The organism is Aequorivita vitellina (assembly GCF_022008365.1).
Lineage (GTDB): Bacteria > Bacteroidota > Bacteroidia > Flavobacteriales > Flavobacteriaceae > Aequorivita > Aequorivita vitellina.
The window spans coordinates 1-26216 of record NZ_JAIRBA010000008.1 but is presented as its reverse complement, the minus strand read 5'-3'; the positions used below and the strand labels follow the sequence as shown (position 1 = coordinate 26216).

Annotated in this window: 23 protein-coding genes; 9 read left to right on the top strand and 14 right to left on the bottom strand. The window is 38.1% G+C overall.

What is annotated here, in order from left to right; all coding sequences use genetic code 11:
- Positions 1–4 precede the first annotated feature (4 nt).
- From K8089_RS05855 to K8089_RS05825, 7 genes are all read right to left on the bottom strand, one after another.
- On the bottom strand, positions 5–490 hold the full coding sequence (locus K8089_RS05855) for a DUF393 domain-containing protein (protein WP_237602351.1): 486 nt from the start codon (positions 488–490) through the stop codon (positions 5–7).
- Between the two features lie 9 nt (positions 491–499).
- Positions 500–1540, bottom strand: coding sequence for an AI-2E family transporter (locus tag K8089_RS05850; RefSeq protein ID WP_237602350.1), 1041 nt, complete (start codon positions 1538–1540; stop codon positions 500–502).
- Positions 1537–1986 (bottom strand): VOC family protein, encoded by a 450-nt coding sequence (locus K8089_RS05845; protein WP_237602349.1) that lies wholly within the window; start codon positions 1984–1986, stop codon positions 1537–1539. Before K8089_RS05845 ends, K8089_RS05850 begins: the two co-directional genes overlap by 4 nt.
- Positions 1987–2226, bottom strand: a complete 240-nt coding sequence (locus K8089_RS05840) for a DUF7218 family protein (RefSeq protein WP_237602348.1) — start codon at positions 2224–2226, stop codon at positions 1987–1989.
- A 59-nt stretch (positions 2227–2285) separates the two neighbouring features.
- Entirely contained in the window at positions 2286–2471 is a 186-nt protein-coding gene (locus K8089_RS05835) for a hypothetical protein (protein WP_237602347.1), read from the bottom strand.
- A gap of 90 nt (positions 2472–2561) precedes the next feature.
- Entirely contained in the window at positions 2562–3128 is a 567-nt protein-coding gene (locus K8089_RS05830) for a hypothetical protein (RefSeq protein ID WP_237602346.1), read from the bottom strand.
- 50 nt (positions 3129–3178) lie between these two features.
- On the bottom strand, positions 3179–4714 hold the full coding sequence (locus K8089_RS05825) for a helicase HerA-like domain-containing protein (protein ID WP_237602345.1): 1536 nt from the start codon (positions 4712–4714) through the stop codon (positions 3179–3181).
- A gap of 144 nt (positions 4715–4858) precedes the next feature.
- Between K8089_RS05825 and K8089_RS05820 the strand changes: the two genes are divergently transcribed.
- A complete protein-coding gene (locus K8089_RS05820) occupies positions 4859–5488 on the top strand; it encodes a 7-carboxy-7-deazaguanine synthase QueE (protein WP_237602344.1) in 630 nt (209 codons plus the stop codon).
- A gap of 78 nt (positions 5489–5566) precedes the next feature.
- Here the strand turns inward: K8089_RS05820 and K8089_RS05815 are convergent, their stop codons facing one another.
- Entirely contained in the window at positions 5567–6109 is a 543-nt protein-coding gene (locus K8089_RS05815) for a DUF2911 domain-containing protein (protein ID WP_237602343.1), read from the bottom strand.
- A gap of 306 nt (positions 6110–6415) precedes the next feature.
- On the opposite strand from K8089_RS05815, the gene gyrB reads away from it, so the two are divergent.
- The gene (gyrB, locus tag K8089_RS05810) at positions 6416–8356 is read left to right on the top strand and encodes a DNA topoisomerase (ATP-hydrolyzing) subunit B (protein ID WP_237602342.1); all 1941 of its coding nucleotides are present in this window, start codon (positions 6416–6418) and stop codon (positions 8354–8356) included.
- A 203-nt stretch (positions 8357–8559) separates the two neighbouring features.
- On the top strand, positions 8560–9486 hold the full coding sequence (gene mdh, locus K8089_RS05805) for a malate dehydrogenase (protein ID WP_237602341.1): 927 nt from the start codon (positions 8560–8562) through the stop codon (positions 9484–9486).
- Between the two features lie 145 nt (positions 9487–9631).
- Here mdh and K8089_RS05800 read toward each other — a convergent pair whose 3' ends face one another.
- Positions 9632–12184 (bottom strand): adenosylcobalamin-dependent ribonucleoside-diphosphate reductase, encoded by a 2553-nt coding sequence (locus tag K8089_RS05800; RefSeq protein ID WP_237602340.1) that lies wholly within the window; start codon positions 12182–12184, stop codon positions 9632–9634.
- A 241-nt stretch (positions 12185–12425) separates the two neighbouring features.
- Here K8089_RS05800 and K8089_RS05795 point away from each other — a divergent pair, with 241 nt between their 5' ends.
- The 5 genes from K8089_RS05795 to secDF all read left to right on the top strand — a co-directional run bounded on the left by K8089_RS05795 (position 12426) and on the right by secDF (position 19843).
- Complete coding sequence (locus K8089_RS05795) at positions 12426–12851, top strand: hypothetical protein (RefSeq protein ID WP_237602339.1); 426 nt, start codon at positions 12426–12428, stop codon at positions 12849–12851.
- An 83-nt stretch (positions 12852–12934) separates the two neighbouring features.
- A complete protein-coding gene (locus K8089_RS05790; protein ID WP_237602338.1) occupies positions 12935–14974 on the top strand; it encodes a TonB-dependent receptor in 2040 nt (679 codons plus the stop codon).
- A 17-nt stretch (positions 14975–14991) separates the two neighbouring features.
- Positions 14992–15846, top strand: a complete 855-nt coding sequence (locus K8089_RS05785; RefSeq protein ID WP_237602337.1) for a hypothetical protein — start codon at positions 14992–14994, stop codon at positions 15844–15846.
- A gap of 169 nt (positions 15847–16015) precedes the next feature.
- Positions 16016–16630 carry a hypothetical protein gene (locus K8089_RS05780; protein WP_237602336.1) on the top strand — a complete coding sequence of 205 codons (615 nt, stop codon included), beginning with the start codon at positions 16016–16018 and terminating at the stop codon, positions 16628–16630.
- A gap of 174 nt (positions 16631–16804) precedes the next feature.
- Positions 16805–19843 carry a protein translocase subunit SecDF gene (gene secDF, locus K8089_RS05775; RefSeq protein ID WP_237602335.1) on the top strand — a complete coding sequence of 1013 codons (3039 nt, stop codon included), beginning with the start codon at positions 16805–16807 and terminating at the stop codon, positions 19841–19843.
- 274 nt (positions 19844–20117) lie between these two features.
- Here secDF and K8089_RS05770 read toward each other — a convergent pair whose 3' ends face one another.
- The 5 genes from K8089_RS05770 to folE form a co-directional block, all read right to left on the bottom strand.
- Positions 20118–20615 carry a DUF192 domain-containing protein gene (locus K8089_RS05770; protein ID WP_237602334.1) on the bottom strand — a complete coding sequence of 166 codons (498 nt, stop codon included), beginning with the start codon at positions 20613–20615 and terminating at the stop codon, positions 20118–20120.
- A gap of 75 nt (positions 20616–20690) precedes the next feature.
- Positions 20691–21620 carry a prolipoprotein diacylglyceryl transferase gene (gene lgt / locus K8089_RS05765; protein ID WP_237602333.1) on the bottom strand — a complete coding sequence of 310 codons (930 nt, stop codon included), beginning with the start codon at positions 21618–21620 and terminating at the stop codon, positions 20691–20693.
- Between the two features lie 64 nt (positions 21621–21684).
- A complete protein-coding gene (yidD, locus tag K8089_RS05760) occupies positions 21685–21921 on the bottom strand; it encodes a membrane protein insertion efficiency factor YidD (RefSeq protein ID WP_237602427.1) in 237 nt (78 codons plus the stop codon).
- A gap of 33 nt (positions 21922–21954) precedes the next feature.
- Complete coding sequence (gene cysS, locus K8089_RS05755; protein WP_237602332.1) at positions 21955–23430, bottom strand: cysteine--tRNA ligase; 1476 nt, start codon at positions 23428–23430, stop codon at positions 21955–21957.
- A 79-nt stretch (positions 23431–23509) separates the two neighbouring features.
- Positions 23510–24187, bottom strand: a complete 678-nt coding sequence (gene folE, locus K8089_RS05750; protein WP_237602331.1) for a GTP cyclohydrolase I FolE — start codon at positions 24185–24187, stop codon at positions 23510–23512.
- A gap of 140 nt (positions 24188–24327) precedes the next feature.
- On the opposite strand from folE, the gene K8089_RS05745 reads away from it, so the two are divergent.
- Positions 24328–26216, top strand: a 1889-nt coding sequence (locus tag K8089_RS05745) for an immunoglobulin domain-containing protein (protein WP_456237142.1), incomplete at its 3' end; no start/stop codon positions are given.

Here is a 26216-nt window from a genome sequence, read left to right as displayed (position 1 = left end):
TTTGTTATAAATACGTGGTGAGCAAATAAATAATGGAAAAACCGAAAATGAGAATCAAAAACCAATACGGTTTGAGGGCACATGGATTTTTTCCGAAGAAAATTTTAGTAATGTTAAACATAAAACCCCGATGTTTAGCAATAAAATTATATGCTTTATCGCTAAGTAGCTGAAACCACTTATAATTTGAATACCAACGGTGCCATTTATAATTGGGTTTTTCAAAATATAAAAAACTGCGGTATGCGGAATTGGGCCCGCTAAAAATTTCACCGTTTGTTTCAATTAGCCGAGACGCTTTTTTAAATTCTTTTAAGGGTATGTCTGGATACAATTCTGAAACTTCTTGGTATGTTTTGTATATTAACTTTTTGTTGGTTTTAGATTGCCAATTTGTAATCCAAAATTTGCAGAATCCACATTTGCCATCCCAAACCATCATTGCGGTTTTAGAAGGAGGATAGGCCGTTTTCGCAATTTTAGAAAACATAAAACAAATTTATAGTTGCTCTTCTTGGGCTGGAGTATTGGTTTTGCCGTATTCTTTTCTGTATATACTTACAATAACCATAAAAAGACTGATGAGAAGTGGTCCAAAAATTAGCCCAATAAATCCGAAGAGAGGTACTCCCACTATAACCCCAATTAAAGTAACCAGCGGATGTACGTTATCGAGTTTTTTAAGTACATAAAGTCTAATAATATTATCGGTTGAACCTACTACTACAAAGCCGTAAATAAGTATTCCCCATGCTTGGAAAATATGGCCTGTTGAAAGTGTGAGCACAAATACTGGCAGGATGCCTACCAAGGTGCCAACAAATGGAATCATGCTACCAATTGTAACTATAACGAACCAAAAAAAAGGATCTTCAATTCCAAAAATTAGAAAACCGATAAGTGCCACAAATCCTTGAGCGATTGCTACCAATGGAATGCCCAATGCATTGGAGCGAACCATAGCTTGTACCTCTATACCAATTTCCTTTAAATTACCGCGGTCCATTGGAATGTATTCTTTCAACGATTCTCTCAAGTCTGTTCTATTAGTCAACATGTAGTAAAGCATAAAATACATAAGCCCAATCGCGATAAAAGCATTAAAAGTGCCGCCGGCTAAATTTTGTAAATTTTCGGAAAGCCAACTCGTAATGGCAGAGGGATCTATCTGCGAATTAAGGTCATAACCTACGGTATCTTCAATTTTTCCGAGCTGCTCTTTGAGTGCTCTAATAACTTCGGCTGAATTCTGTACGGCGTCGCCAATTTTATTGGTAAGCATTAAAATAACTCCAGAAATGGGAATAAGTATTCCAACGAAAGAAAGAAACATTAGTAGTGCAGCTGCAACTGCGGGATTCCAGTTTTTTTTATTTACTAATTTAGCCATCCATTTTCGCATTAAAACATACAGCGTTATGGCTCCTAAAACCCCTGTGAGATAGGGTAGCATCTCCCTAAAAATAAGGCTGCCCATTAATAAAATTAGCAAAATAACAAATACTTGTCTTATTATTTGTGGCGGAATTTGTCTTATCATTTTGCGAATAATTGGGTTAAATCTGCAAAGGCTTTAAATTCTAAAGCATTTCCTGCGGGATCTTTAAAAAACATAGTAGCCTGTTCGCCAACTTCTCCTTTAAATCGCACGCAAGGTTCAATGATGAAGGTAATGTTTTTTTGAATTAGTTTTTCAGAAAAGGTTTGGAAAGTGTCCATATCTAGCACGACGCCGAAATGGGGTACAGGCACTTCTTTACCATCTACCAAATTGTGCGCATCTTTTTTCTGAAAATTAGAAAGGGGTTTTTCAGTATTTTTCTCTTTTAGATGTATTACAAGTTGGTGTCCAAAAAAATCGAAATCTACCCAATGGTCACTATGTCTGCCTTCGGGAAGTTCAAGAATTTCTCTGTAAAACATTCTACATACCGCTAAATTATCTACTGGAATGGCGAGATGGAAGGGCCTTAAAGTGCTTGCCATTTAGTTGTTTCTTAAAGCGTGGATCAATTCTTTTTTCTTCATTTTTGATCGTCCATCAATTCCCACATTTTTAGCTTGTTCGTAAAGCTCTTCTTTGGTCCATTCTTCGTAGGGTTTGGCTTCTCCACCTTTTTTACCTGCGTTTGAAGTGTTTGCAATTCGCGCAGCTTTTTCTTTGCTATAACCCTTATCGCGAAGGGCTTCGTATTGGTCTTCGTTTTTTATTCTTGGATTTGGCATAATGATTTAATTTAAGCACAAAAACCCTTCGCAGGGCAAAGGGTCTTTATAATTAATAATTAAGTTTGATCGGTATCTTTTCTATTTTTAAGCAGGCCTATACCGGCAAAAAAGAATACAATTCCCAGTATAATCAACGCCCAAGGGCTCATTCCTACTTCCATATTTCCAAAAGCTGCAAGTATCCCCATAACAAGGCCAATACCGCCAGCAATGGTTAAAATAAATCCTAAAATCTTAATCATAATTCAATAGTTTTGATGGTTAATTAGATTAAAATTAAAGGAAAAGGTTTATACCGTAATAAACCTTAACAAAATCTTTGCAGGAATAAATTATTCAGTTCCTGCTTCCCAGCCAATCATAAAATATTTAATTGGGGCGTCATCGGGTATCTGGCTTGCTTCAATTTCAATATTCATGTTGTATCGTAACGCTTCGGGAAGGCTTTTTTTATCGATGGTTAAATAAACATCGGTGTCCTTTAAAAATACAACTACTGCGTTAATAGTAGTTTGCAAATTGTCTATAGTGTAGTTGGCCTTCACGTCTTTAAATGTGCTGGCGAGCGATAAGCCTTTTGCTGTTTTGTAACGCGAATCTAAAACTTGAATATTGGTTATTGTTGCGTTTGGATTGTTCTCCTCTTCTGGCGTTAGCAATAAAAGTTTTTTTCCACCCTTTTCGAATATTTCCACTTCGCCTTGTGTTTCAAGCGCGTTGGGCGATGAATTTATTTTTACAATAGAATCGTTGGCAAAAATGGAGTCAACTTGCTTGATTTTAATTTCCTTCGTTAAATTTCCGATAGCCCCGTTTTGGATTAAAAATGGATCGCTGTCTTTTCCGCATTGAACAAAGGCAAGCGAAATTATTCCTATTATTAAAAGTGTCTTTTTCATTTATGATTTTAGTTATTTGATTTTATTATTTATATCCTTCTGTCTATTGATTATCGCATCATTTTTCCAAGAATGCCCAAAACACTTCGAATTACCGTAGGGCTAGAGAGTGTTTTTATCCAAGGATTTGTAGTGCTTCTTCTACGCGAAGTATTCCTACTACGGCCCGAACTGGTTCTTCGGGCTGCTTCTTTTTCTCTTTCAGCTTTTTCTTTGGCCTCTTCTCTATTAGCAATTTCGATTTTTTCGGTCAACATTTCGTAGGCACTTTTTCGGTCTACTACTTCGTTGTATTTCGGAATTAATTTCGACGTATTTAATAGGTTTTTCAATTCGCCATCGCTCAAAATATCCATTCTGCTCATTGGCGCACGCAACATTGTACGAGCAAGCGGTGTTGGAATCCCTTTTTCATTTAAAGCACTAATTAAGGCTTCACCAATACCCAAAGAAGTTAAAACTTCATCCGTTTTATAATATTCTGAAAGAGGATAATTTTCTGCTGTTAGCTTAATGGCTTTTCTGTCTTTTGCCGTAAATGCTCTAAGAGCATGCTGAATTTTTAACCCTAGTTGGCTTAAAACAGCATCGGGCACATCGGTTGGGTTTTGGGTTACGAAATACAATCCCACGCCTTTTGAACGAATTAATTTAACAATGCTTTCAATTTGATCGAGTAATGCGCTACTGGCTTGGTTAAAAATTAAATGTGCTTCGTCTATAAATATTACAAGCTCTGGCCGGCCACTGTCGCCTTGTTCGGGAAATGTGGCGTAAATTTCAGCCAAAAGGCTAAGCATAAATGTTGAAAAAAGCTTCGGTCTATCTTGAATATCTGTTAAACGAATTATGTTTACATAGCCCCTTCCGTTTTCATCAATGCGAAGCAAATCGTCTGTGTTAAAAGACTTTTCGCCAAAAAATAAATCGGCACCTTGTTGTTCTAATTCTACAACTTTTCGAAGAATAGCCCCGGTCGATGCTGATGAAATCCGGCCGTATTCACTTGCAAATTCATCTTTACCTTCATCAGTGGTGTACTGCAATATTTTTTTGAAATCTTTTAAATCTAAAAGCGGCATTTTATGGTCGTCGCAATATTTAAAAATTACAGATACAATGCCTGATTGCACATCGCTTAAATCTAAAATTCTTGAAAGCAAAACGGGTCCAAATTCACTAACAGTGGCACGAAGTCGCACGCCATCTTGATCTGAAAGTGTAAGGATTTCAACAGGAAAATTTTTGGCTTCATACGGAAAACCAATTGCATTGTGACGCTCCTGAATTTTTGGATGGTCAGCGCCGGGCTGTGCGATTCCACTAAGGTCGCCTTTAATATCCATCATTAAAACAGGAACTCCTTTTTCAGAAAGGTTTTCAGCAATAATTTGTAGCGTTTTTGTTTTTCCCGTTCCTGTGGCGCCGGCAATTAGTCCGTGGCGGTTTAATGTTTTCAACGGAATTTTTACATAGGCATCTTTTACAGTTTCGCCGTCAAGCATTGCTGCGCCCAGATTTATAAAATCTCCTTTGGTTTTATAACCCTCGTTGATGTAATCAAAAAAAGCCTGTTTCTCTGCCATGGTGCCAAATTTTGCTCAAAAGTAATAAATTATAGGCCACTAAGTTTTTTATAGGGGCAAATTCCAAGTATTGAAAGTTATTTATTTGCAATTTGCTTCCCAATTAAGTTCGTTTTCAGCTACAATTCAAGTATTTTTGCACCGATGACAGAAGAAGTGCAAAAATTGGTAAATAAAGGGGTGATGCTTCCATTGATGGAGGAGTTTTACACCATTCAAGGCGAGGGCTATCACAAAGGAACGGCGGCTTATTTTATACGGGTGGGTGGTTGCGATGTTGGTTGCCACTGGTGCGATGTAAAGGAGAGTTGGAATGCAGAGCTACACCCACCAACGCCAATAGGAAAGATTGTTGAAAACGCAGCAAAATATTCAAAAACTATTGTAATAACGGGTGGCGAACCCCTTACTTGGAATATGAACCCTTTAACCGAAATGCTAAAAGCCCAAGGCATGCAAATTCATATTGAAACTTCCGGTGCTTATAAACTTACAGGCACTTGGGATTGGGTTTGTCTTTCGCCCAAAAAGATGAAATTACCTACCGAGGAGGTTTACAAAGTTGCCAGCGAATTGAAGGTAATTGTTTTTAATAAAGACGATTTTCGCTTCGCAGAAGAACAAGCTGCAAAAGTGAATAAAGATTGCATATTATATTTGCAGCCAGAGTGGAGTAAGCGCGAAAAAATGAGTCCGTTAATTGTAGATTACGTTATGCAAAATCCACAGTGGAAGGTTTCATTGCAAACGCATAAATATTTGAATATTCCTTAAAATAGCTGTCAAAAAAAAGCACCAAAATCCAAGAATACGATTTTGGATTTTGGTGCTTTAAGTTTTCGATTAAAAATATCAAGCCTTTTTAAAAGGAATTTCCACATAATGGTCGTCCCAACCAATAAGTAAGGTTGTGCCATCTTTTTCAGGTTTAAATATCATAGAAAGTGATTCGATAGGAGCGACGGAATCTTTACATTCTACCGTTATTCTAGCCACATCTTTGTCCTTTTTATAGCTATAGGCGCCCCACACATTGGTATCGCTATTAACGATGATAGTCCATTCGTCTTCACCGGGAATTGTGTAAAGCGTATAAGTACCCGGGTTTAAGATTGTTTTACCAAATTTTAATGGAATATAAATAGTAAGCTCAGTTGCTTCGTTAGCCCCGGTTCTCCACACTTCGCCGTAAGGCACTAAATCGCCAAAAATATCGCGTCCTTTTTTCTGTGGACGGCTGTAAATTACGCGGGCCATAGGTGGGCTGTTTTTATCGGGTCGGGCCATTGCTAAATCCATTGGTGAGGCATCCATTTGTGGAAAACTCTGTGCGTTTACACTCTGAAAAGCGAATGTAGTGACTAAAAAACAGGTGATAAGGAATATTTTTTTCATTGGTATTTTTAGTTTTAAACTTTAATAAAATTTATAAATATGAAAATTATTTTGAATGAAAATTTTGTTAAACGCACAAACGGTTCCTCAAAATAATATACGTTATAAACGTTTGTTTGGTCGAAAATAGTACGCAACTATTACACCAAAAACTGAATCTAAATAAATCAACTTAAAAATTGGTGTTTTTTCACATTTATTTGTTAATAACTTATAGCTTATAACTTACGCAAACCCTTAATTTTATTGGGGATTTGGTTATATTTGTTCGTTACGAAAAAAACTGAAAATCATTCAAATTATTATATGAGCGAAGAACAGAAAAAAGGCAATTACGGCGCCGATCAGATTCAAGCGTTAGAAGGTATGGAGCACGTGCGTATGCGCCCCTCCATGTACATTGGCGATGTAGGCCCACGTGGCTTGCACCATTTGGTTTATGAAGTGGTGGATAACTCCATCGATGAGGCCATGGGTGGTTATTGCGACACTATTGAAATGTGGATAAACGAAGACAATTCGATAACCGTAAAAGACAACGGTCGTGGAATTCCTGTGGACATTCATAAAAAAGAAGGCGTTTCTGCTCTTCAGGTTGTAATGACTAAAATTGGAGCTGGTGGAAAATTTGATAAAGATTCTTATAAAGTTTCCGGTGGGTTACACGGGGTGGGAGTTTCTGTAGTGAATGCGCTTTCCGGGCATTTAACAGCTACCGTACATCGCGATGGAAAAATATGGCAGCAGGAATACGAGCGCGGAAAAGCAATGTACCCTGTAAAATCTGTTGGAGAAACAGATTACCGCGGTACCATTGTAACTTTTAAACCAGACAGCGATATTTTTCAACAATCGCTAGAATACAGTTACGATACACTCGCGAGCAGAATGCGCGAACTTTCTTTCTTAAACAAAGGCTTAACGATTTATTTGACAGATAAACGTCAAACAGATGAAAATGGCGAATATGTTACTGAAAAGTTTCACAGTAAAGAAGGGTTAAAGGAATTTATTCGTTTTTTAGATGGAAACCGTGAGCCAATTATTGCTGAAGTAATTTCAATGGAAGGTGAAAAAAACGACATTCCTGTAGAAGTTGCTATGGTTTATAATACTTCTTTTAACGAAAATCTGCACTCGTACGTAAACAACATTAACACACACGAAGGTGGAACACACCTTTCAGGTTTTCGTGCTGGGCTTACGCGAACACTTAAGAAATATGCAGATGCCTCTGGCATGCTCGATAAGTTAAAATTTGACATTGCGGGAGACGATTTTCGAGAAGGATTAACGGCAATTATTTCGGTAAAAGTTCAAGAACCCCAATTTGAAGGGCAAACAAAAACCAAGCTGGGTAACCGTGAAGTTACATCTGCAGTAAGCCAAGCGGTTTCTGAAATGCTCGAAAACTATTTGGAAGAGCATCCAAACGACGCAAAAACAATTGTACAGAAAGTAATTCTGGCAGCCCAAGCTCGCCACGCAGCACGTAAAGCACGCGAAATGGTGCAACGTAAAACCGTGATGAGTGGTGGTGGTTTGCCGGGGAAGCTTTCAGATTGCTCTGAACAAGATCCAACAAAATGCGAAGTATTTCTCGTAGAGGGTGACTCGGCGGGTGGAACGGCAAAACAAGGTCGCGATCGAAACTTTCAAGCTATTCTGCCACTGCGTGGTAAAATTCTCAATGTTGAAAAAGCCATGCACCACAAGGTTTTTGAAAACGAAGAAATTAGAAATATTTATACCGCACTGGGTGTAACTATTGGTACCGAGGAAGACAGCAAAGCGCTTAACCTCGATAAACTTCGCTACCACAAAGTAGTGATTATGTGTGATGCCGATGTGGATGGTAGCCACATTGCCACATTAATCTTAACTTTCTTCTTTCGTTATATGCGCGAACTAGTAGAGGCGGGTTGCGTTTACATCGCCACGCCACCGCTTTATTTAGTGAAAAAAGGAGCAAAAAAGGACTATGCTTGGAGCGATAAAGAACGCGATAGATTAAACGAAGAATATGGCGGAAGCGCTTCTATACAACGTTACAAAGGTTTGGGTGAAATGAACGCTGAGCAACTTTGGGACACCACAATGAATCCTGAATTCCGTACCCTTCGCCAAGTAACCATCGATAACGGAACCGAAGCAGACAGAATTTTCTCGATGCTTATGGGCGACGAAGTTCCGCCGAGACGTGAGTTTATTGAAAAGAATGCTGTTTATGCAAATATTGATGTGTAAGTAAAAATTTTACATTTATAAAAAGCCCATTTTTGAAATAATCAGTAATGGGCTTTTTACTTTTAACCCTTTATTGTCCTTATTTTAAGCAGATATTGGTATTTTTGTACTGCATTTCAGAAACGTTCTGAAAGATTGAAATGTCACTCCGAATTTCTTCGGAATAACAATAAATCACAAACAATAAACCATAAACATTTAATATGAAAGTAACAGTTGTAGGAGCAGGTGCTGTGGGCGCAAGTTGTGCAGAGTACATTGCCATCAAAAATTTTGCAAGCGAAGTAGTTTTGTTAGACATTAAAGAAGGTTTTGCCGAAGGTAAAGCAATGGATTTAATGCAGACGGCTTCTTTAAATGGTTTCGATACTAAAATTACTGGGGTAACAAATGATTATTCTAAAACAGTTGATAGCGATATTTGCGTAATTACTAGTGGAATTCCACGGAAGCCAGGAATGACTCGTGAAGAATTGATTGGTATTAACGCCGGAATTGTGAAAGATGTTTCTTCAAACCTTGTAAAACACTCTCCAAATACTATTATTATTGTGGTGAGTAACCCGATGGATACTATGGCGTATCTGGTTCATAAAACTTCCGGTTTAGATAAAAACAAAATTATTGGGATGGGCGGCGCATTAGACAGCGCGCGTTTCAAATACCGTTTGGCAGAAGCTTTGGGTGCACCAATTAGCGATGTGGACGGAATGGTAATCGGCGGTCACAGTGACACCGGAATGGTGCCGTTAACACGTTTGGCAACTAGAAATAGTATTCCTGTTAGCAAGTTTATTTCGGAAGATAGATTAAATCAAGTTATGGAAGACACTAAAGTTGGCGGAGCAACGCTCACAAAACTTTTAGGAACTTCAGCTTGGTACGCTCCCGGAGCCGCAGTTTCTGGATTGGTACAAGCAATTGCTTGCGACCAAAAGAAAATGTTCCCTTGTTCGGTAATGCTCAACGGCGAATACGATTTGAAAGATATCTGCATTGGCGCGCCAGTTATTTTGGGTCGCAACGGTATTGAAAAGATTGTAGAACTTGAACTAAACGATGCCGAAAAAGCACATATGAAACAAAGTGCCGATGGGGTTCGTAAAACGAATGATCTTTTGGAGTTGTAATTCGAGAGATCTTTAAAAATTAAAACCTCACACGTTTCTAAAACTTGTGAGGTTTTTTTATTGAAAATCCCCAAAGGTTTTAAAAACCTTTAGGGATTTAGTCTTAAATATTATAGCGCAGCGGTCTTACGTTCTACGTCTTTATTTATCCACATTTTGATGACCCACAATCTTTGCAAGTCAAACAACCTTCTTGATAAATAAGTGAAGTACTATTGCAGTTTTCACACTTCTGCTTTCTCGCTTCCGTTCCGTCTGCAACGTAACGCTTTAATGCGCGTGCAACACCGTTTTTCCATGTGTTGATGCTTTCGGTATCCAGTTGCAGGCTATTGATTAATTCTACCGCTTTTTCAATTGGCATACCGTGGCGGAGCGTGCTGGAAATTAGTTTTGCATAGTTCCAAAACTCTGGATTAAATTTATGCGAAAGCCCTTCAATAGTGGTTTTGTAGCCTCTCTTATTTTTGTATTGAAAATCGTAACGCGAAGTTCCGTCTTCATTTCTATTTTTAATAATTACACCTTCATTCACCCAACGCGGAATTAAAATTCCATCTTCATCATCGGCAAAACCTGTAAAAATCTCGTATGGTTTTCCGTCAATCAGACCAATAAAAGCAATCCATTTGTCTTTATTGTTTTGGAAGCGTACAACATCTGCTTCTAAAATTTCGGGACGTTTGGTTGGGAAAGCGGTGAGTGTTTCAATTACATCTTCTTTCTTTTCTTCGTTCGAAATTAAAACTCCCGATCGAGAACCATCGCGATAAACCGTAACGCCTTTACAACCTGCTTGCCATGCTTCCAAATATAATTTGCCCACCAATTCTTCGGTAGCATCGGTAGGTAAATTGATGGTCACAGATATGGAGTGATCTACCCATTTTTGCACCGCGCCTTGCATACGCACTTTGCTCAACCAATCAACGTCGTTTGAGGTTGCTTTGTAATATGGTGATTTCTTCACGATTTTGTTCAGTTCTTCTTGGCTGTAATTTTTGTCGGTTGCAATTCCGTTCACTTCCATCCACTGCTTAAAGCGGTGGTGAAAAACTACATATTCTTCCCAGCTGTCGCCTACTTCATCTACAAAATCTACCCGCACGTTTTTATCGTTCGGGTTTACTTTCCTTCTTCTTTTATAAACCGGCATAAATACGGGTTCAATTCCAGAACTTGTTTGCGTCATTAAACTAGTTGTTCCCGTAGGCGCAATGGTGAGGAGTGCAATATTTCTACGGCCGTATTCTAACATATCGTAATACAACTTTTCATCGGCATCTTTTAGGCGAAGAATAAACGGGTTGTTTTTTTCTCTTTCGCTGTCAAATATTTTAAACGGACCTCTTTCCTTTGCTGCATAAACCGATGCACGATACGCCTCCAAAGCAAGTGTTTTGTGAATTTTAACCGAAAAATCGTTCCCTTCCTGGGTTCCGTATTTTATTCCTAAAGCAGCAAGCATATCACCTTCAGCTGTAATCCCGATTCCGGTTCTGCGACCTTCTTCGGCTTTGTGTTTAATATTTAACCAAAGGTTTTTTTCAACTGACTTTACTTCGTCACTCTGCGGATCTGCATTAATTTTGGCGATAATGGCATCTACTTTTTCAAGTTCCAGATCGATAATATCGTCCATTATTTTTTGGGCGATGCCTATGTGTTTTTTAAACAAATCAAAATTAAAAGTTGCATCCTGGGTGAACGGATCTTCAACATAAGAAAACAAATTGATTGCCAACAATCTGCACGAATCGTACGGGCAAAGTGGAATTTCGCCGCAAGGATTGGTAGAAACAGTTTTGTAACCTAAATCTGCGTAGCAATCTGGAACCGACTCTTTAATTATAGTATCCCAAAAAAGGATGCCTGGCTCGGCAGATTTCCACGCGTTATGCACTATTTTTTTCCACAGTTTTCCGGCTTCAATTTCTTTTGTGTTTTTTGGGTTGTCGCTAAAGATTGGGTATTTCTGTGTGTAGTTTTTTCCATCTTTTACAGCTTGCATAAAAGCGTCGTCCATTCTAACAGAAACGTTGGCGCCCGTTACTTTTCCCTGCTCCATTTTAGCATCTATAAAATCTTCGGAATCTGGGTGATTTATAGAAACCGAAAGCATCAATGCGCCGCGACGACCATCCTGCGCCACTTCGCGAGTAGAGTTTGAATAACGCTCCATAAAAGGAACAATGCCAGTTGAGGTTAATGCTGAATTCTTCACCGGAGAACCTTTTGGGCGAATGTGTGAAAGATCGTGACCCACTCCACCGCGACGCTTCATTAATTGCACTTGCTCTTGGTCTATTTTCATAATTCCGCCGTATGAATCGGAATCGCCATTGTTGCCAATTACAAAGCAGTTTGAAAGCGAAGCAATCTGGTACGGGTTGCCAATTCCCGCCATTGGACTTCCTTGTGGCACGATGTATTTAAAATCTTTTATAGCATCAAAAACCGCTTGCTCGCTTAACGGATTTGCATAACGTTGTTCAATACGCGCAATTTCTTTTGCGATACGACGGTGCATGTCGTTTGGCGTTTTTTCGTAAATATTCCCGTCGGAATCTTTAAGTGCATACTTGTTTACCCAAACACGGGCGGCAAGATCATCGCCTTTAAAATATTCAACCGAGGCTTCAAAAGCTTCGTCCTGTGTGTAGGTACTTGGGGCGGAGACGGCGTTTTTAATTTGCATAATTCGAAATGGGTTTTTGGATGGTTTTAAATTCAATTTTTAAAGTAGGTAAATATAACGAATTAGTAATCTCAATTTCTATCGAAATTTTAAAGTTGTCAAGAAGTGATTGTTAATATCCTAAAAATCAACAATGTAAAAATTTATCAACAACTAAAAGTTGACAAATATTTAAACCTTTATTTTTATTGTGTTTTCTTTTTTGTAGCGCGTATAAATTTTTGGAGCGATGTTAAAATATGTGATAATTATCATTTTTATAAGCTATTTTTCTACTTATTTTTGTAATGTGAAAAACCTAATTCTCGTAATTGCATCCGTAGTAATCCTCACGAAACCTATGTGGCCAGTGGTAGATTATATTGTGAATTACGATTACATTGTAAATGTGCTTTGCGAAAACAAAGACAAGCCCGAAATGCAGTGTAACGGAAAGTGTCATTTATCTAAGGAATTGGCAAAGGAAGCCGGCGCCGAAGATGAAAACCCGTTTAGCAGTAAAATTTCACATACCGAAATTCCGCAGTTTATAATTTCAGAAGAAATTTCAGAATATATTTTTACGTCTGAAAGCGAAATAGCTTCAATTGAAAAAACCGGCTATAAGCCAAATTTGAACTCTTTTCTTTTTATATCAAAAATTCTTCATCCGCCGCAGTTGGGATAATTTCAAATAATGGATTTTTTTTGAAATTTCTTCGGAATATTTCAAAAACCCACTTCCTTTTAAATTATCAAAACTATTAAAAAATGAAAGCATTTATAAGTGTGTTTCCTTTTAAGGGAATGCTTATGGGTAGTCTTTTGGTGGCAATGGTATGCGGTACTTTAGTGTCGCCGTTGTACGCTCAAGAAATACCCGCAGACAGCTTGAAATTAATCAATCTTAACGAAGTGATTGTTATTTCAACAGCCAAACAATTAGATCATCAAAAACAACGCAAACCCCTATCTACTTTAGATGAATTTTTGGAGTCGTCGCGTAGTATAAAAATGGTAAAACGCGGTGCCTATGCGTGGGAACCGACGATGAACGATATGGCTTCCGAAAGGTTGGCAGTAACCATTGACGGTATGCAAATATTTGGCGCATGTACCGATAAAATGGACCCGATTACTTCGTATGTTGATGTGTCTAATCTTTCGGAAGCGGAGATAGGTTCGGGTCAGCAGGGTGCGGCTTTTGGCAATTCGATTGGCGGCGGCATTAATTTAAAATTGGACAAAAGTAATTTTAAGCCAACCGGCTGGACGGGTTCTTTGGAAAGTGCTTTTGAAAGCAATAACGCAATGCGTGTTTTTGGTGGTGAACTAAATTATTCCGATGAAAAATTTTATTTAAACACCGATGCAATTTATAGAAAGGCCGATAATTATAGCGCTGGAGGCGACGAAGAAGTAAAGTTTTCACAATTTGAAAAATACAACTTCTCTGTTAACTCTGGGTTTAAATTGACTGAAGATAAATCTGTTTCCGCTACCTTAATATATGATGAAGCCACGGATGTTGGTTATCCCGCATTAACAATGGACGTTTCTTTGGCGCGAGCGGTGATTGGTTCGGTGAGTTTTAATCAGGATACTTTGTTTGGAAATTTCAGCAATTGGGAATCTAAATTGTATTACAATACCATTAAACATACGATGGATGATACCAAACGTCCCGACGTGCCAATACATATGGACATGCCGGGGTGGAGCGAGACAGCGGGTTTTTATACACAGGCTAATTTCAACAAAGAGAAAAATCATTTCTTTTTTAAGTTGGATGGGTTTTACAATAAGAGTTATGCCGAAATGACGATGTATCCAACCAACAGCAACGAGCCGTTAATGTTTATGCTTACGTGGCCGGATGTGCGTACTAAAGACGTTGGTTTTTATGGCGAAGATCATATTCAGTTTAAGAAAGCTTCGCTAAAACTTTCCACGCGTTTGGCGTATCATTCAAACACCGTTGCTGATGATTTTGGGTTGAACAGTTTAAAAATTTTCTACCCCGAAATGGAAAAGACAAACACGCGTTTTCTTAAAAGTTTTTCGGCGCAATACCACAATATGTGGCATGATTTTCACTTAAATGGTGGTATTTCGTATGGTGAGCGCGCGCCTTCGGTTTCGGAAGGATATGGCTTTTATTTGTTCAACAGTTTTGATAATCACGATTATATTGGCGACCCCGGTTTAAAAACGGAAAGTTCTGCCGACGCAAACATTTCAATAACCTTTAAAAAACCAATTTTTGAAATAACTGCTTCGGCAAATTATTTTCGGGTTTTCAACTATATAATTGGAGTGGTAGATAATTCGCTCAGCACGATGACTATTGGTGCTGAAGGGGTTAAAATTTATACCAATCTTGAGTATGCGCAGCTTTTTAATACTTCGCTTTCGGGGCGGTATAGTATTTCGAATGCGTTTAAATGGACCGGACAAATTTCATATCACCGAGGGGTTGATAACGATGGTGAAAACCTGCCGTTAATTAGTCCGCTTTCGTACAGAAGCGCGATCGATTTCTATAAAAATCAATATTCTGCATCGCTTTCGGTTGATGGTGCGGGAGAGCAAAGCAATTACAATCCTACTTACGGTGAAACAAAAACTGCTGCTTATGCTACGCTTTCGGCAAGCTTCGGAAAACGTTTCTTTTTAAATGACAACGACCTTTTTGTAAAAACAGGAATTGAAAATATTCTCGACACTCATTATTCTTCATATACCGATTGGAACAACATTCCGCGTATGGGGAGAAACTTTTATTTAACTATTTCATATTCAATAAACTAATTATTAAAAACATAAAGATGAAAACACTAACATATATATTCGCAATTTTAATACTTTCAGTTTCATTCGTAAGTTGTTCGGATGATGATGAAAATGTACCGGTAGAAGTAAACCCGGTTGAGGGGTTAACGATGATTTATGAAATTGAAGCAACAGATCACACGGTGCAGATTTATTCAGAAAAACAAAACCTTGAAGTTGGTTATAACGAAATTTCTATCAGAGTAAAAGATTTGGCAAGCGACAAATTTTTGTCGAATGCCACACCAACTTGGATGCCAATGATGCATATGGAAACTATGCAACATGCTGCACCACACTCTATGTTACAAAATACGGAAGAACCCACGGTTTATAAAGGTCATATTGTTTTCCAAATGGCGAGTAACAACACGGAATATTGGGAGCTAACACTAAACTACACAATGAATGGTGAAGCAAAAGAAGAAGCGTTGCGAGTTACAGTTGCCCAACCAGTTGATGGTTTGAAAAAAACACAAGTTTTTACAGGGAGCGATGATGTGCGTTACATTTTAGCATACGTAAACCCAAAAGAACCCAAAGTTGCAGTTAATGATTTTCAGGCTGTACTTTATAAAATGGAAACAATGATGGATTTCCCAATGGTTGAAAATTATAAAATAACTGTGGATCCAAGAATGCCGGGGATGGGCAACCACAGCTCGCCAAATAATGAAGATTTAACCTATAATGCTGCAACTAAAACGTACGACGGAAAACTGTCTTTAACGATGACTGGTTACTGGCGGATAAACCTAAAACTATTGAATACAAATGGTGAAGTTTTAAAAGGCGAAGACGTTACAGAAGCCAACCCTGAGAGCAGTCTTTATTTTGAATTGGAGTTTTAAAAAGAAGAAAGACGAAAGGACAGTAAAACATAAGACAAAAAAACCAAAAAAATTGAAGCAATTATTTTTAAAGTGCTTTCAAATTTAGTCTTTAGTTGTATGTTTTATTGTCCTACGTCATTTTCTCTATCCAACATCTTTTTTAAAGTTATTTCTTTATATTTGGCGCGTGAACTGGAAATGGTATATTCCCGTATTAATTATTGCCCTTGCTTTTTTTGGAATAAGCTTGGAGCAATCTACGCTTCCTAATCAGGAAATAGTTGTTCAGTTTAATACTAAAAATGTAAGTGCTGCTGAAGCAGAACAAGCCATTGCCAACGTTACTTCTCAGTTAAAGTCCATTGGAATAGCGCATGTTTTAGTTTCCGAAATACAAAACGGACAATTAAAGGTTTCGTACTACAGCTCGAAAGATGTTGCTACAATTAAAGGGCTGTTTAGTGGCCAAAATAAGCTTCAACTTGCAGGTACAGATTTTAATGAAAGGAATACTTCTTCTAAAATTCCTTTTTCCCAAGATTCACACATTTATAAATTAGATGTAGTTACAATCCAAAAAGATTTTGGGTCTAATTTAGATTTACAAGGGATTTTAGTTATTGTTAAAGCTGCTAAAGATCAATATTTAAAGCCGGTTTTTTCGCTGCATGCTTCAGAAAACAATTTCGATTTAAAGCAGGCTATTGCGTTAGTTGCGTATAAAAACTATGGCAATATTTCACTTTTAATAAATCACGCTTCCTATAAAATTCCTGAGGTTAGGGCTGGACCTTTTACTTAAAATTCTTCGTAATAAATTTTTAAGGTGAAAAGATTTCGCTTTAAAAATGGTTTGGATTATTAATATTTCCGAAGCCAACAAATATATTTTTTTAATAACCACGATAATTGTTAGATAAGGCGGCAAATTATATATTTGCGCGATTTAAAAAAATCTGACCATAAAAAATTAAACATGCAAAATAAAGGATTAGTTACCGTATTTGCCATCCTTTTTGGATTGGTGAGTATTTACCAGCTTTCTTTTACGTTCATCGCGAACAAGGTAGAAGGCAACGCTAAGGAGTTTGCGCAAAGCAAATTTTCTGAAAATGAACCCCATGAAAGAGATGCGGCAGAAAATCGCTACCTCGATTCTGTGGCGAACAACCCAGTATTTTTAGGAATTGATTATAAAACCGCTAAAGAAAAGGAGCTTAATAAAGGGCTTGACCTTAAAGGTGGTATTAACGTAATTCTTGAAGTATCAGTAAAAGACATCTTAAAAGGTCTTGCAAACAATACCAAAGATCCGGCATTTAACCAGGCTTTGGAGAATGCCAAAGAATTACAAAAAACAAGTCAGGAAACGTATTTAGAGTCTTTCTTTAAAGCATTTGAAGCAATTCCGGGCGATAATGAACTTGCATCGCCAGATATTTTCTTTAACAAGAACTTGGAAGACGTAATAAGCGCTGGCATGACCAATGCCCAAGTAAAGCCTATTATAGAAAAGAAAATTGACGAGTCTATTACTTCGGCTTTTGAAGTTTTAAGAAAACGTATCGATAAATTTGGAGTAACACAACCTAACATTCAGCGTTTGGGTAAATCTGCGAGAATTCTTGTTGAACTTCCCGGTGCAAAAGATGTTGATAGGGTTAAGAAATTGCTTCAAAGTACCGCCCAACTAGAATTCTGGAATGTATATAAGTTTGAAGAAGTAGCAGGATTCCTTCAAGCAGCCGATAATAAGGCAGGTGAAATAGCTATGGCAAATACTTCGTCTGAAACAGCCGAAACAGAAACTACGGAAAAAGAAGCAGATTCTTCAAAAACGGAAGACGACGATGTTAGTAAACTTTTAGGAGGTGAAGACGTTAGCGATTCCTTAATAGATGACAGCAAAACAAACCCAATACTTTCTAAAATGGTTTCTTTGGGTAACCAAGGAGGTCCGGTAATTGCTACTTTTAAATTAAAAGATACTGCAGCCATCAACGGTTATTTGCGCAACCCACAGATTAAATCGTTGTTGCCAAATGATATGCGTTATGCAAAATTTGTTTGGGGCTTGCCAGAAGTAGCGCCAGAATTAAATGGCGAAGAAATAACAGCACTTTACGCTCTTAAAGGTAACCGTAGCAATGTTCCTCCATTGGGCGGAAGCGTTGTGGTAGATGCCAGACAGGAATACGACAACCTAAGCCGTGTGGTAGTATCTATGCAGATGAACGGTCAAGGTGCCAAGGTATGGGAGCAACTTACAGGAGCTGCCTACGAAAATCAAAGCCAGATAGCTATTGTTCTTGATAACACTGTGTATTCTGCGCCAGGTGTAACTTCCGGTCCTATTGCGGGTGGACGTAGCCAGATTTCTGGAGACTTTACCGTGAACCAAGGACAGGATTTAGCAAACGTACTACGTGCGGGTAAACTTCCGGCTTCTGCTGAAATTATTCAAGGTGAAGTTGTAGGGCCTACATTGGGTCAAGAAGCTATTAGCAGTGGTGTAATGTCTTTTGCAGTAGCACTTATAATCGTTCTTTTCTGGATGATTGGTTACTACGGAAGAGCTGGAGCCTACGCAGATATTGCTTTAATGGTCAACATTCTTTTCATCTTTGGAATTTTAGCCGGTTTGGGAGCCGTACTTACTTTACCTGGTATTGCAGGTATTGTGCTAACGGTTGGTATGTCGGTAGATGCGAACGTACTTATCTTTGAAAGGATTAAAGAAGAACTCGCTAAAGGGAAGGCGCAAAAAGATGCCGTTAAGGACGGTTTCAACAATGCGTTATCTTCTATTCTCGATGCCAACATTACAACGGGTCTTACCGGTTTAATTCTTTTGGTTTTCGGTACGGGTCCTATTCAAGGGTTTGCCACTACCTTATTAATTGGTATTGCAACATCTTTATTTACTGCAATTTTTATAACAAGATTGTTTATAGATAAGTACACCAGAAATGGTAAATCATTACCGTGTTCTACATCGTTTACTAAAAATCTATTTACCAATGTACACGTTCAGTTTTTGAAAAAGCGTAAAACAGCTTATGTGTTTTCAGCAATTATGATAGTGATAAGTCTTGGTTCGTTATTTGTAAATGGTCTTAACCAAGGTGTAGATTTTGTAGGAGGACGTACATACACAGTGCGTTTTGCTAAAGATGTGAATTCGATTGACATTCAAAACGATTTAATTGAAACCTTCGGAAGTGCGGAAGCAAAAACCTACGGTGGCGATAATCAATTAAAAATTACCACTAAATACAAAGTGGAGGAAACTGGAACCGATGTTGATGATGAAATAGAGCACATGCTTTTTGAAACCGTTAAAAAACATTTTCCAGCTGGCATGACCTATGAAGATTTTGTGGGGGATGGTGAAGGAAAAACAATTGGTAGAATGGAGTATTACAAAGTGAGCCCTACCATTGCAGACGATATTAAAAAAGATTCGTTCTGGGCGGTATTTGGCTCATTGGCAGTTGTGTTCCTATATATTCTGCTTAGATTTAGAAGATGGCAGTTTAGTTTAGGTGCAGTTGCGGCGGTATTCCACGACGTGCTTATCGTGTTGGGGGTATTCTCACTTACGTACAAGTTTATGCCGTTTAGTATGGAAATAGACCAAGCCTTTATTGCGGCAATCCTTACGGTTATTGGGTACTCGCTCAACGATACGGTAATTGTATTTGACCGTATTCGTGAATACTTTGGCGAACACCCAAGCTGGAAAATGAATCGCATTATAGACCTTGCTTTAAGTAGTACCTTAAGTAGAACGTTAAATACCTCTTTTACTACACTTATCGTATTGTTGAGTATGTTTTTCTTTGGAGCAGAATCTATTCGCGGACTGTTATTTGCAATTATTGTGGGTATTTTAGTAGGTACCTATTCATCATTGTTTATCGCAACTCCAGTGATGTACGATACTGTAAAACGCAAAAAAGTTGAAGACTTAATTGATAAAAAAGAAGAAGACGAAGCAGCCTTAGAGGCATAATAGCTACAATTCTTTAGAAATAAAAAAGACCTTTCCACATCTGGAAGGGTCTTTTTATTTTTATCCAATATTGCAAGTTATAGGAAGCTAGTTTATAAAAAACAAAACAGGTTGTTTAAATAGTAAAAATCAAACGGTTTGTCAGTTCGAGCGCAGTCGAGAACTCTAAGTTTCTGACGTGCTATTAGGTCTCGACTGCGAAGACCTGACATCCAAAATTTTCTTTTTAGACATCTTATTTATACTTTGAAATTATATCGTTAACCCAATTTACTTATTTGGTAGTGGTATATGAAATCTTATCACCTTTTTTGAGCTTCCATTTATCTGAAAGGCCGGCGTTTACTTCTAGTACATATTGTGAAGCACCTTCAGAAGGAAGTGAGGATTGATCTAAAGGTTTAGCGTTTTTCTGTATGCTAACAATTTCCTTTTCTCGATTTAAATAAATTATATCCAACGGAATATACGTGTTCTTCATATAAAAAGAACGCGGCTGCATATTTTGAAATACAAACAACATCCCTTGATTTTCGGCCATCGAGTGTCGATACATTAAACCTGTTTCGGTTTGGTATACGTCATCTGCAATTTCAATGTCCAACTTTGCAATTATGGAATCGTTTTCAGCTTTTAAAAGTTGCAGCTCACCTTCTTTAGTAAAGGTAATTTCCTTGGTAAGGCTTTTGCCTTCAGAAGTTGAAGTGTCTTTGCAATTATAAAACGTGAACATTGAAGCAACTAAAGCTGCGGAAATAAGTATTTTTTTCATTTGAAGAAATTATTAAAAACCACGGATACACGAATAATAATTTAATGACATTCTTGTATTGGTGGTTAATTTATTTTATGAAGTAATAGGTTTTTTTGAAGCTTTCCACATAATGTAGATTCCGGCAATTATAAAAGGTACGCTTAGCCACTGCCCGGTAGAAAGTAATCCTAAAGCAGACTCAAAACCGCCTTGACTTACTTTTACAAACTCCACTATAAAGCGAACCATAAACAGCAATATCAAGAACACCCCAAATATGTAGCCAACCTGCTTTCTGCGCTCGGTTTTCCAATATAGATACCAGCATACCAAAAACACAATTACATAACCCGCCGCCTCATAGAGTTGCGCCGGATGACGAAAGGGCACGCTATCGAGGAAATCTACGAACTGTGGGTTGTGTACAATTGCGTCATAGGCAGCTTTCGGATTTTGAATTCCAGTTACGTTCACTGCGTCTTGTTTGTCAATTCCATCGTGCAGAAACCGTACGCCCAATGGAAAATCGCCAGATGGTTTCCCAATTATTTCAGAATTCATAAAATTACCGATGCGTACAAAAATTCCACCTGCAGCTACCGCAATTACAATGCGATCCATAATCCACAAGAAAGGTTTTTTAATTACATTTTTAGTGTAATAATACATCGCAATTAAAATCGCAATTGCTGCACCATGACTCGCTAAGCCTTGAAAACCTGTGAATTCAAATTCGGGAACTGTGCTAATTGGTAAGAAAACCGAAAGTGGATCTTGAACAAAAAGTTCGGGTTGGTAAAATATAACGTGCCCCAAACGTGCGCCCACCAAAACCGCTACCACCATGTAGATAAATAAGCTGTCTAACTTTTCTTGCGACATGCCTTCGCGTTCATAAATCTTTTTAGTAAGAATCCAACCCAAACTAAACGCCACCACAAACATTAAGCTGTAATAACGAATCATAAAAAAGCCAAGATCAATCCCTTCAGAAGGGTTCCAGGTAAAACTTAAATAATGCATATATTATATTTAAAAACGCCCCGTAAATATAACAAAAGCGAAAAAGTATTATTGAACAAATCTTTTATTTCTTTTTTGGAGGAACGGGGTCGTAACCCGAGCCACCCCACGGATTGCAACTTGCAATTCGTTTTATTGCCAGCCAACCGCCTTTTAATAAGCCGTGTGTCTGCAACGATTCTACAGCGTACTGCGAACAGGTAGGCGAGTAGCGACACGTGTTTGGTGTGAAGGGAGAAATAAAATTTTGATATCCTTTAATGATTAAAATAAAAGGATATGTAAGAATTTTTTTCATAATTTTCTCCCGTTTGAAGGGCTCGAAGAATGTGTTTTAATTCAACGAAAAAGTGGTGCCGTCTTTACCGTCCTTCAGTTGAATTCCCTTTGAGGCAAGTTCGTCACGTATTTTATCGCTCATCGCAAAATCTTTATCGGCTCGTGCTTTATTTCTTAATTTAATAAGCAATGCTACTGCAGCGTTAAGCTTTTCGCCATCTTGCGAATTTTCTAAAACACTCTCTTCCAATCCTAAAACATCAAAAAGAAAGTCGTGCATTGTTTGTTTTAATAATGCCAAATCTTTTTCTGAAATAGTTTCTTTCCCTTCCGTTATAGCATTTGCATATTTTACAGTTTCAAAAAGATGTGCAATTAAAATAGGGCTGTTAAAATCGTCGTTCATTGCATCATAACACGCCTTTCTCCATCCTTCAATATCAACGCTACTTTTTTCGGAAGCGTTTAAATCTGAAAGCATTCGGTACGCATCCATCAGTCTGTTAAATCCTTTTTCTGAAGCTTCCAAGGCATCGCTGCTAAAATCTAGAATGCTTCGGTAGTGGGCTTGATACATAAAGAATTTGGTAACCGTAGGTGAGAAGGGCTTGCTTAAAATATTATTTTCACCTGTAAACATATCATCCGGAAGAATAAAATTTCCCGTAGATTTCGACATTTTTTTACCGTTTAGCGTTAGCATATTGGCGTGCATCCAATAATTAACCGGAGTAACGTGGTTACAGGCTTCGGCTTGTGCAATTTCGCATTCGTGGTGCGGAAATTTTAAATCCATTCCGCCGCCGTGAATGTCAAATTGGTTGCCTAAATATTTTGTGCTCATTGCCGTACATTCTAAATGCCAGCCGGGAAAACCGTCGCTCCACGGCGATGGCCAGCGCATAATATGCTGCGGTTCGGCTTTTTTCCAAAGTGCAAAATCCTGTGGATTCTTTTTATCACTTTGTGCGGCAAGTTCGCGGGTATTGGCAATCATATCGTCAATTTGTCTCCCGCTTAATTTTCCGTAATTGTTGGTTTCGTTGAATTTTAAAACGTCGAAATAGACTGAGCCATTTTTTTCGTATGCAAAACCTGCTTCAATTATTTTTTCAACGATATCAATTTGCTCGTAAATATGCCCAGTTGCCGTAGGTTCAATACTTGGTGGCAGGGCGTTAAACTTCGCCATAACCGTGTGAAAATCGACGGTGTATTTTTGAACAACTTCCATGGGTTCCAATTGCTCCAATCGTGCTTTTTTCAAAATAGGATCGTCGCCGCTTTCGCCATCGTTTTCCAAATGGCCAGCATCGGTAATATTGCGAACGTAACGAACTTTGTAGCCCAAATGTTTGAGATACCTAAAAATTAAGTCGAAAGAAAGAAAGGTTCGGCAATTTCCCAAATGCACATTGCTGTAAACTGTTGGTCCGCAAACATACATGCCTATTGCGCCTTCGGTAATGGGGACAAACTTTTCTTTACTTTTTGAAAGGGAATTGTATATAAATAAATCTTGCTGTTTCAAGTTTTTAAATTTAGATGAAATTTATAATTTACTTGGAAATTGGGTTTGCCGCGATAGCTATCTGGGATGAAATTTCTTTTTAAAACTCGGTATCCAATTTTATATAATCTAAAAACTCTCTGCGTGTTTCGGCACTTTTAAATGCGCCGCCAAATTCGCTAGTAACGGTGCTACTATCAATATCGCGAATTCCACGCGAATTTACACAAAGGTGTTTAGCATCAATTACACAGGCTACATCTTCGGTGTTTAACACTTGTTGTAATTCCTTTACAATTTGCATTGTTAAACGTTCCTGCACTTGTGGGCGTTTTGCGTAATAATCTACAATTCTATTCATTTTTGAAAGTCCAACCACCGTCCCGTTAGAGATATAGGCTATGTGCGCTTTACCAACAATTGGCAACAAATGGTGTTCGCAAGTAGAGTAGAGGGTAATGTTCTTTTCTACCAGCATTTCTTGGTACTTGTATTTATTTTCAAAAGTAGAAGCCTTAGGTTTTCTATCTGGGTGAAGACCGCCAAAGATTTCTTGCACAAACATTTTTGCCACGCGGGTAGGGGTTCCTTTTAAACTGTCGTCTGTAAGATCGAGCCCCAAGGTTTGCATAATGCTTTGAACATCTTTTTTAATGCTTGCAATTTTTTCAATATCGCTAAGTTCAAAAGCATCGGGTCTTAGAGGGGTTTCTGTTGCACCTGCTATGTGGTCAATACCCATAGCCTCTATTTCCTTAAGTTGTTTTTCTAAATCCATTCAATTAAATATCTAATAAGTTTGCAAAGATACGCAATAGGTTGGTGGTTCTAAAAAGGGAGTCTTCTTATTTTGGCAAATAGAAGCGGGAAGTTTCATAAAATTTTCTTAATTTTCGCCGCAATTATTTACCAATAGCTATGAAGAAGAATTACTCCCCACACAATTTATTTTTATTATTTTTATTATCTGTGTTTTCATTTACCGTTTCGGCGCAAGGGCCGGGATCTTTATTTGTTAATGCGGGGCCCGATGTTGTTGTTGATTGTACTACTGGGTGTACAGATTTAACAGCTTCATTTTTAGAGACTTTTGATACTTCGGGGAGCACATATACCGTTTCTTCTATACCTTTTGTTCCTCCATTTCCTTTTAATGGTCTTGCAAATCCGCTAAATCCAGATATTGATGATGCTTGGTCTCCTGTAGATAACTTGCCTTTTGATTTTTGTTTCTTTGGTGATACCGAAACGCAATTTCAAGTTGGATCAAATGGTGTGGTTCGATTTGATGTGGATCCTGGAGATACTGGAGCTGGTTCTAATGCATGGTCTTTTGACGCTAACATTCCTAACAATTTTGAAGATGCTATTGGGGAAGCAAATATTTTATTGCCGGTACACGATATGGATCCTACTAAATCTAATTCAGAGGAAATAGGTTATGAAGTAATTGGAACATACCCAAATAGGGTTTTAGTGGTAGCTTACTATGAAGTGCCACTTTATTCGTCAAGTTGTAATAATCTTTTGGCGACCCAAATGGTTGTTTTCTATGAGTTTTCGAACGTAATAGAAATGTATATTTTGAATAAGCCTACCTGCCCTTCTTGGAATGATGGTAACGCTGCAATGGGGATTCAAAATAATGCTGGTACAATTGGTTACGTTCCCCCGGGGAGAAATACTTCAGATTCGCCGTGGACTACTTCAGATGAAGCGTGGCAGTTTTCCCCGAGTGGCCCTACAACCTATGTTTTTGAATGGCTTGATCCAGCAGGAAATGTTATAAGCACAAATCCAACAATAACTGTTTGTCCTTCTGGAACTGAAATCTATACAGCACGAGTTACTTATACAAATAGTTGTAATGGAGACGTAGTTGTTTTAGAAGATGAAGTTGAAGTTTCACTCCAAGCCAACTTTACTGTAGACTTGGGGCCAGATGTGGAGACGTGTAATGGAGGTTCTGTGGTTTTAGATGCAGATACCGGAATACCAACTGTAACTTATGAATGGTTTCTTAATGGTACACTTATCCCAGGAGCCACTAACCCAACATATACCGTAAATGCTCCAAACTCAGGAACTTATATGGTTGAAGCAACAGATAACGGATGTACGGTTGCTGATAGTGTTGATATAAATTTTTATGAACAACCGGTTATTGCAAACCCACCGCAAGATATAGCAATTTGTGACGACGGAACAACTCCGCCAATTTTTGATTTAACTCAGAATGATAATGTTGTACGAGGAGCACAAAACCCCCTCTTTAATATAACGTATCATCACAGTCAATTAGATGCAATTAATGATGCAAATGAAATTATTCCTGCCAATGCATATTTGTTAGTTGGTGCTTCTGAAATAATTTGGGTTAGAATTGAAGACCAGAGCGGAACGTGTTATGCAATTGATTTTTTTGAAATATTTTACTCATCGGCAACAGCAACACAACCTGCAAGTCCACATAGAGTATGCGATATAGGACTGGATGGCACTGAGTCAATCAACTTGAATAATGTTTTTGATGCCGTTATCTTAGGGACGCAAAATCCAGCCGACTTTACCGTTACGTATTATGATAATCCTGCAGATGCAATTGCAGGAATTAATCCATTGGCTCAGCCATATATTTTGACTGGTTCAGTTTTTATCTTTGCGCGTGTTACCAATAATACAAGCTCGGGTTGTTATGCAATTACGCAGTTCAATTTAATTTTAACACCCCAACCCACCGCCAACCCCCCTATAGATTTATACCAGTGCGACGATGGCACTACGGCTGGCGTATTCAATTTAACTGA

Excerpts from the sequence above, each read along its gene's own strand:
- K8089_RS05820 (WP_237602344.1), top strand. The coding sequence starts at position 4,859 with ATGACAGAAGAAGTGCAAAAATTGGTAAATAAAGGGGTGATGCTTCCA.
- gyrB (WP_237602342.1), top strand. The coding sequence starts at position 6,416 with ATGAGCGAAGAACAGAAAAAAGGCAATTACGGCGCCGATCAGATTCAA.
- K8089_RS05815 (WP_237602343.1), bottom strand. The coding sequence starts at position 6,109 with ATGAAAAAAATATTCCTTATCACCTGTTTTTTAGTCACTACATTCGCT.
- K8089_RS05825 (WP_237602345.1), bottom strand. The coding sequence starts at position 4,714 with ATGGCAGAGAAACAGGCTTTTTTTGATTACATCAACGAGGGTTATAAA.
- K8089_RS05830 (WP_237602346.1), bottom strand. The coding sequence starts at position 3,128 with ATGAAAAAGACACTTTTAATAATAGGAATAATTTCGCTTGCCTTTGTT.
- K8089_RS05835 (WP_237602347.1), bottom strand. The coding sequence starts at position 2,471 with ATGATTAAGATTTTAGGATTTATTTTAACCATTGCTGGCGGTATTGGC.
- K8089_RS05845 (WP_237602349.1), bottom strand. The coding sequence starts at position 1,986 with ATGGCAAGCACTTTAAGGCCCTTCCATCTCGCCATTCCAGTAGATAAT.
- lgt (WP_237602333.1), bottom strand. The coding sequence starts at position 21,620 with ATGCATTATTTAAGTTTTACCTGGAACCCTTCTGAAGGGATTGATCTT.
- secDF (WP_237602335.1), top strand. The coding sequence starts at position 16,805 with ATGCAAAATAAAGGATTAGTTACCGTATTTGCCATCCTTTTTGGATTG.
- K8089_RS05770 (WP_237602334.1), bottom strand. The coding sequence starts at position 20,615 with ATGAAAAAAATACTTATTTCCGCAGCTTTAGTTGCTTCAATGTTCACG.
- K8089_RS05800 (WP_237602340.1), bottom strand. The coding sequence starts at position 12,184 with ATGCAAATTAAAAACGCCGTCTCCGCCCCAAGTACCTACACACAGGAC.
- K8089_RS05850 (WP_237602350.1), bottom strand. The coding sequence starts at position 1,540 with ATGATAAGACAAATTCCGCCACAAATAATAAGACAAGTATTTGTTATT.
- K8089_RS05855 (WP_237602351.1), bottom strand. The coding sequence starts at position 490 with ATGTTTTCTAAAATTGCGAAAACGGCCTATCCTCCTTCTAAAACCGCA.
- K8089_RS05785 (WP_237602337.1), top strand. The coding sequence starts at position 14,992 with ATGAAAACACTAACATATATATTCGCAATTTTAATACTTTCAGTTTCA.
- mdh (WP_237602341.1), top strand. The coding sequence starts at position 8,560 with ATGAAAGTAACAGTTGTAGGAGCAGGTGCTGTGGGCGCAAGTTGTGCA.
- K8089_RS05790 (WP_237602338.1), top strand. The coding sequence starts at position 12,935 with ATGAAAGCATTTATAAGTGTGTTTCCTTTTAAGGGAATGCTTATGGGT.
- K8089_RS05840 (WP_237602348.1), bottom strand. The coding sequence starts at position 2,226 with ATGCCAAATCCAAGAATAAAAAACGAAGACCAATACGAAGCCCTTCGC.
- folE (WP_237602331.1), bottom strand. The coding sequence starts at position 24,187 with ATGGATTTAGAAAAACAACTTAAGGAAATAGAGGCTATGGGTATTGAC.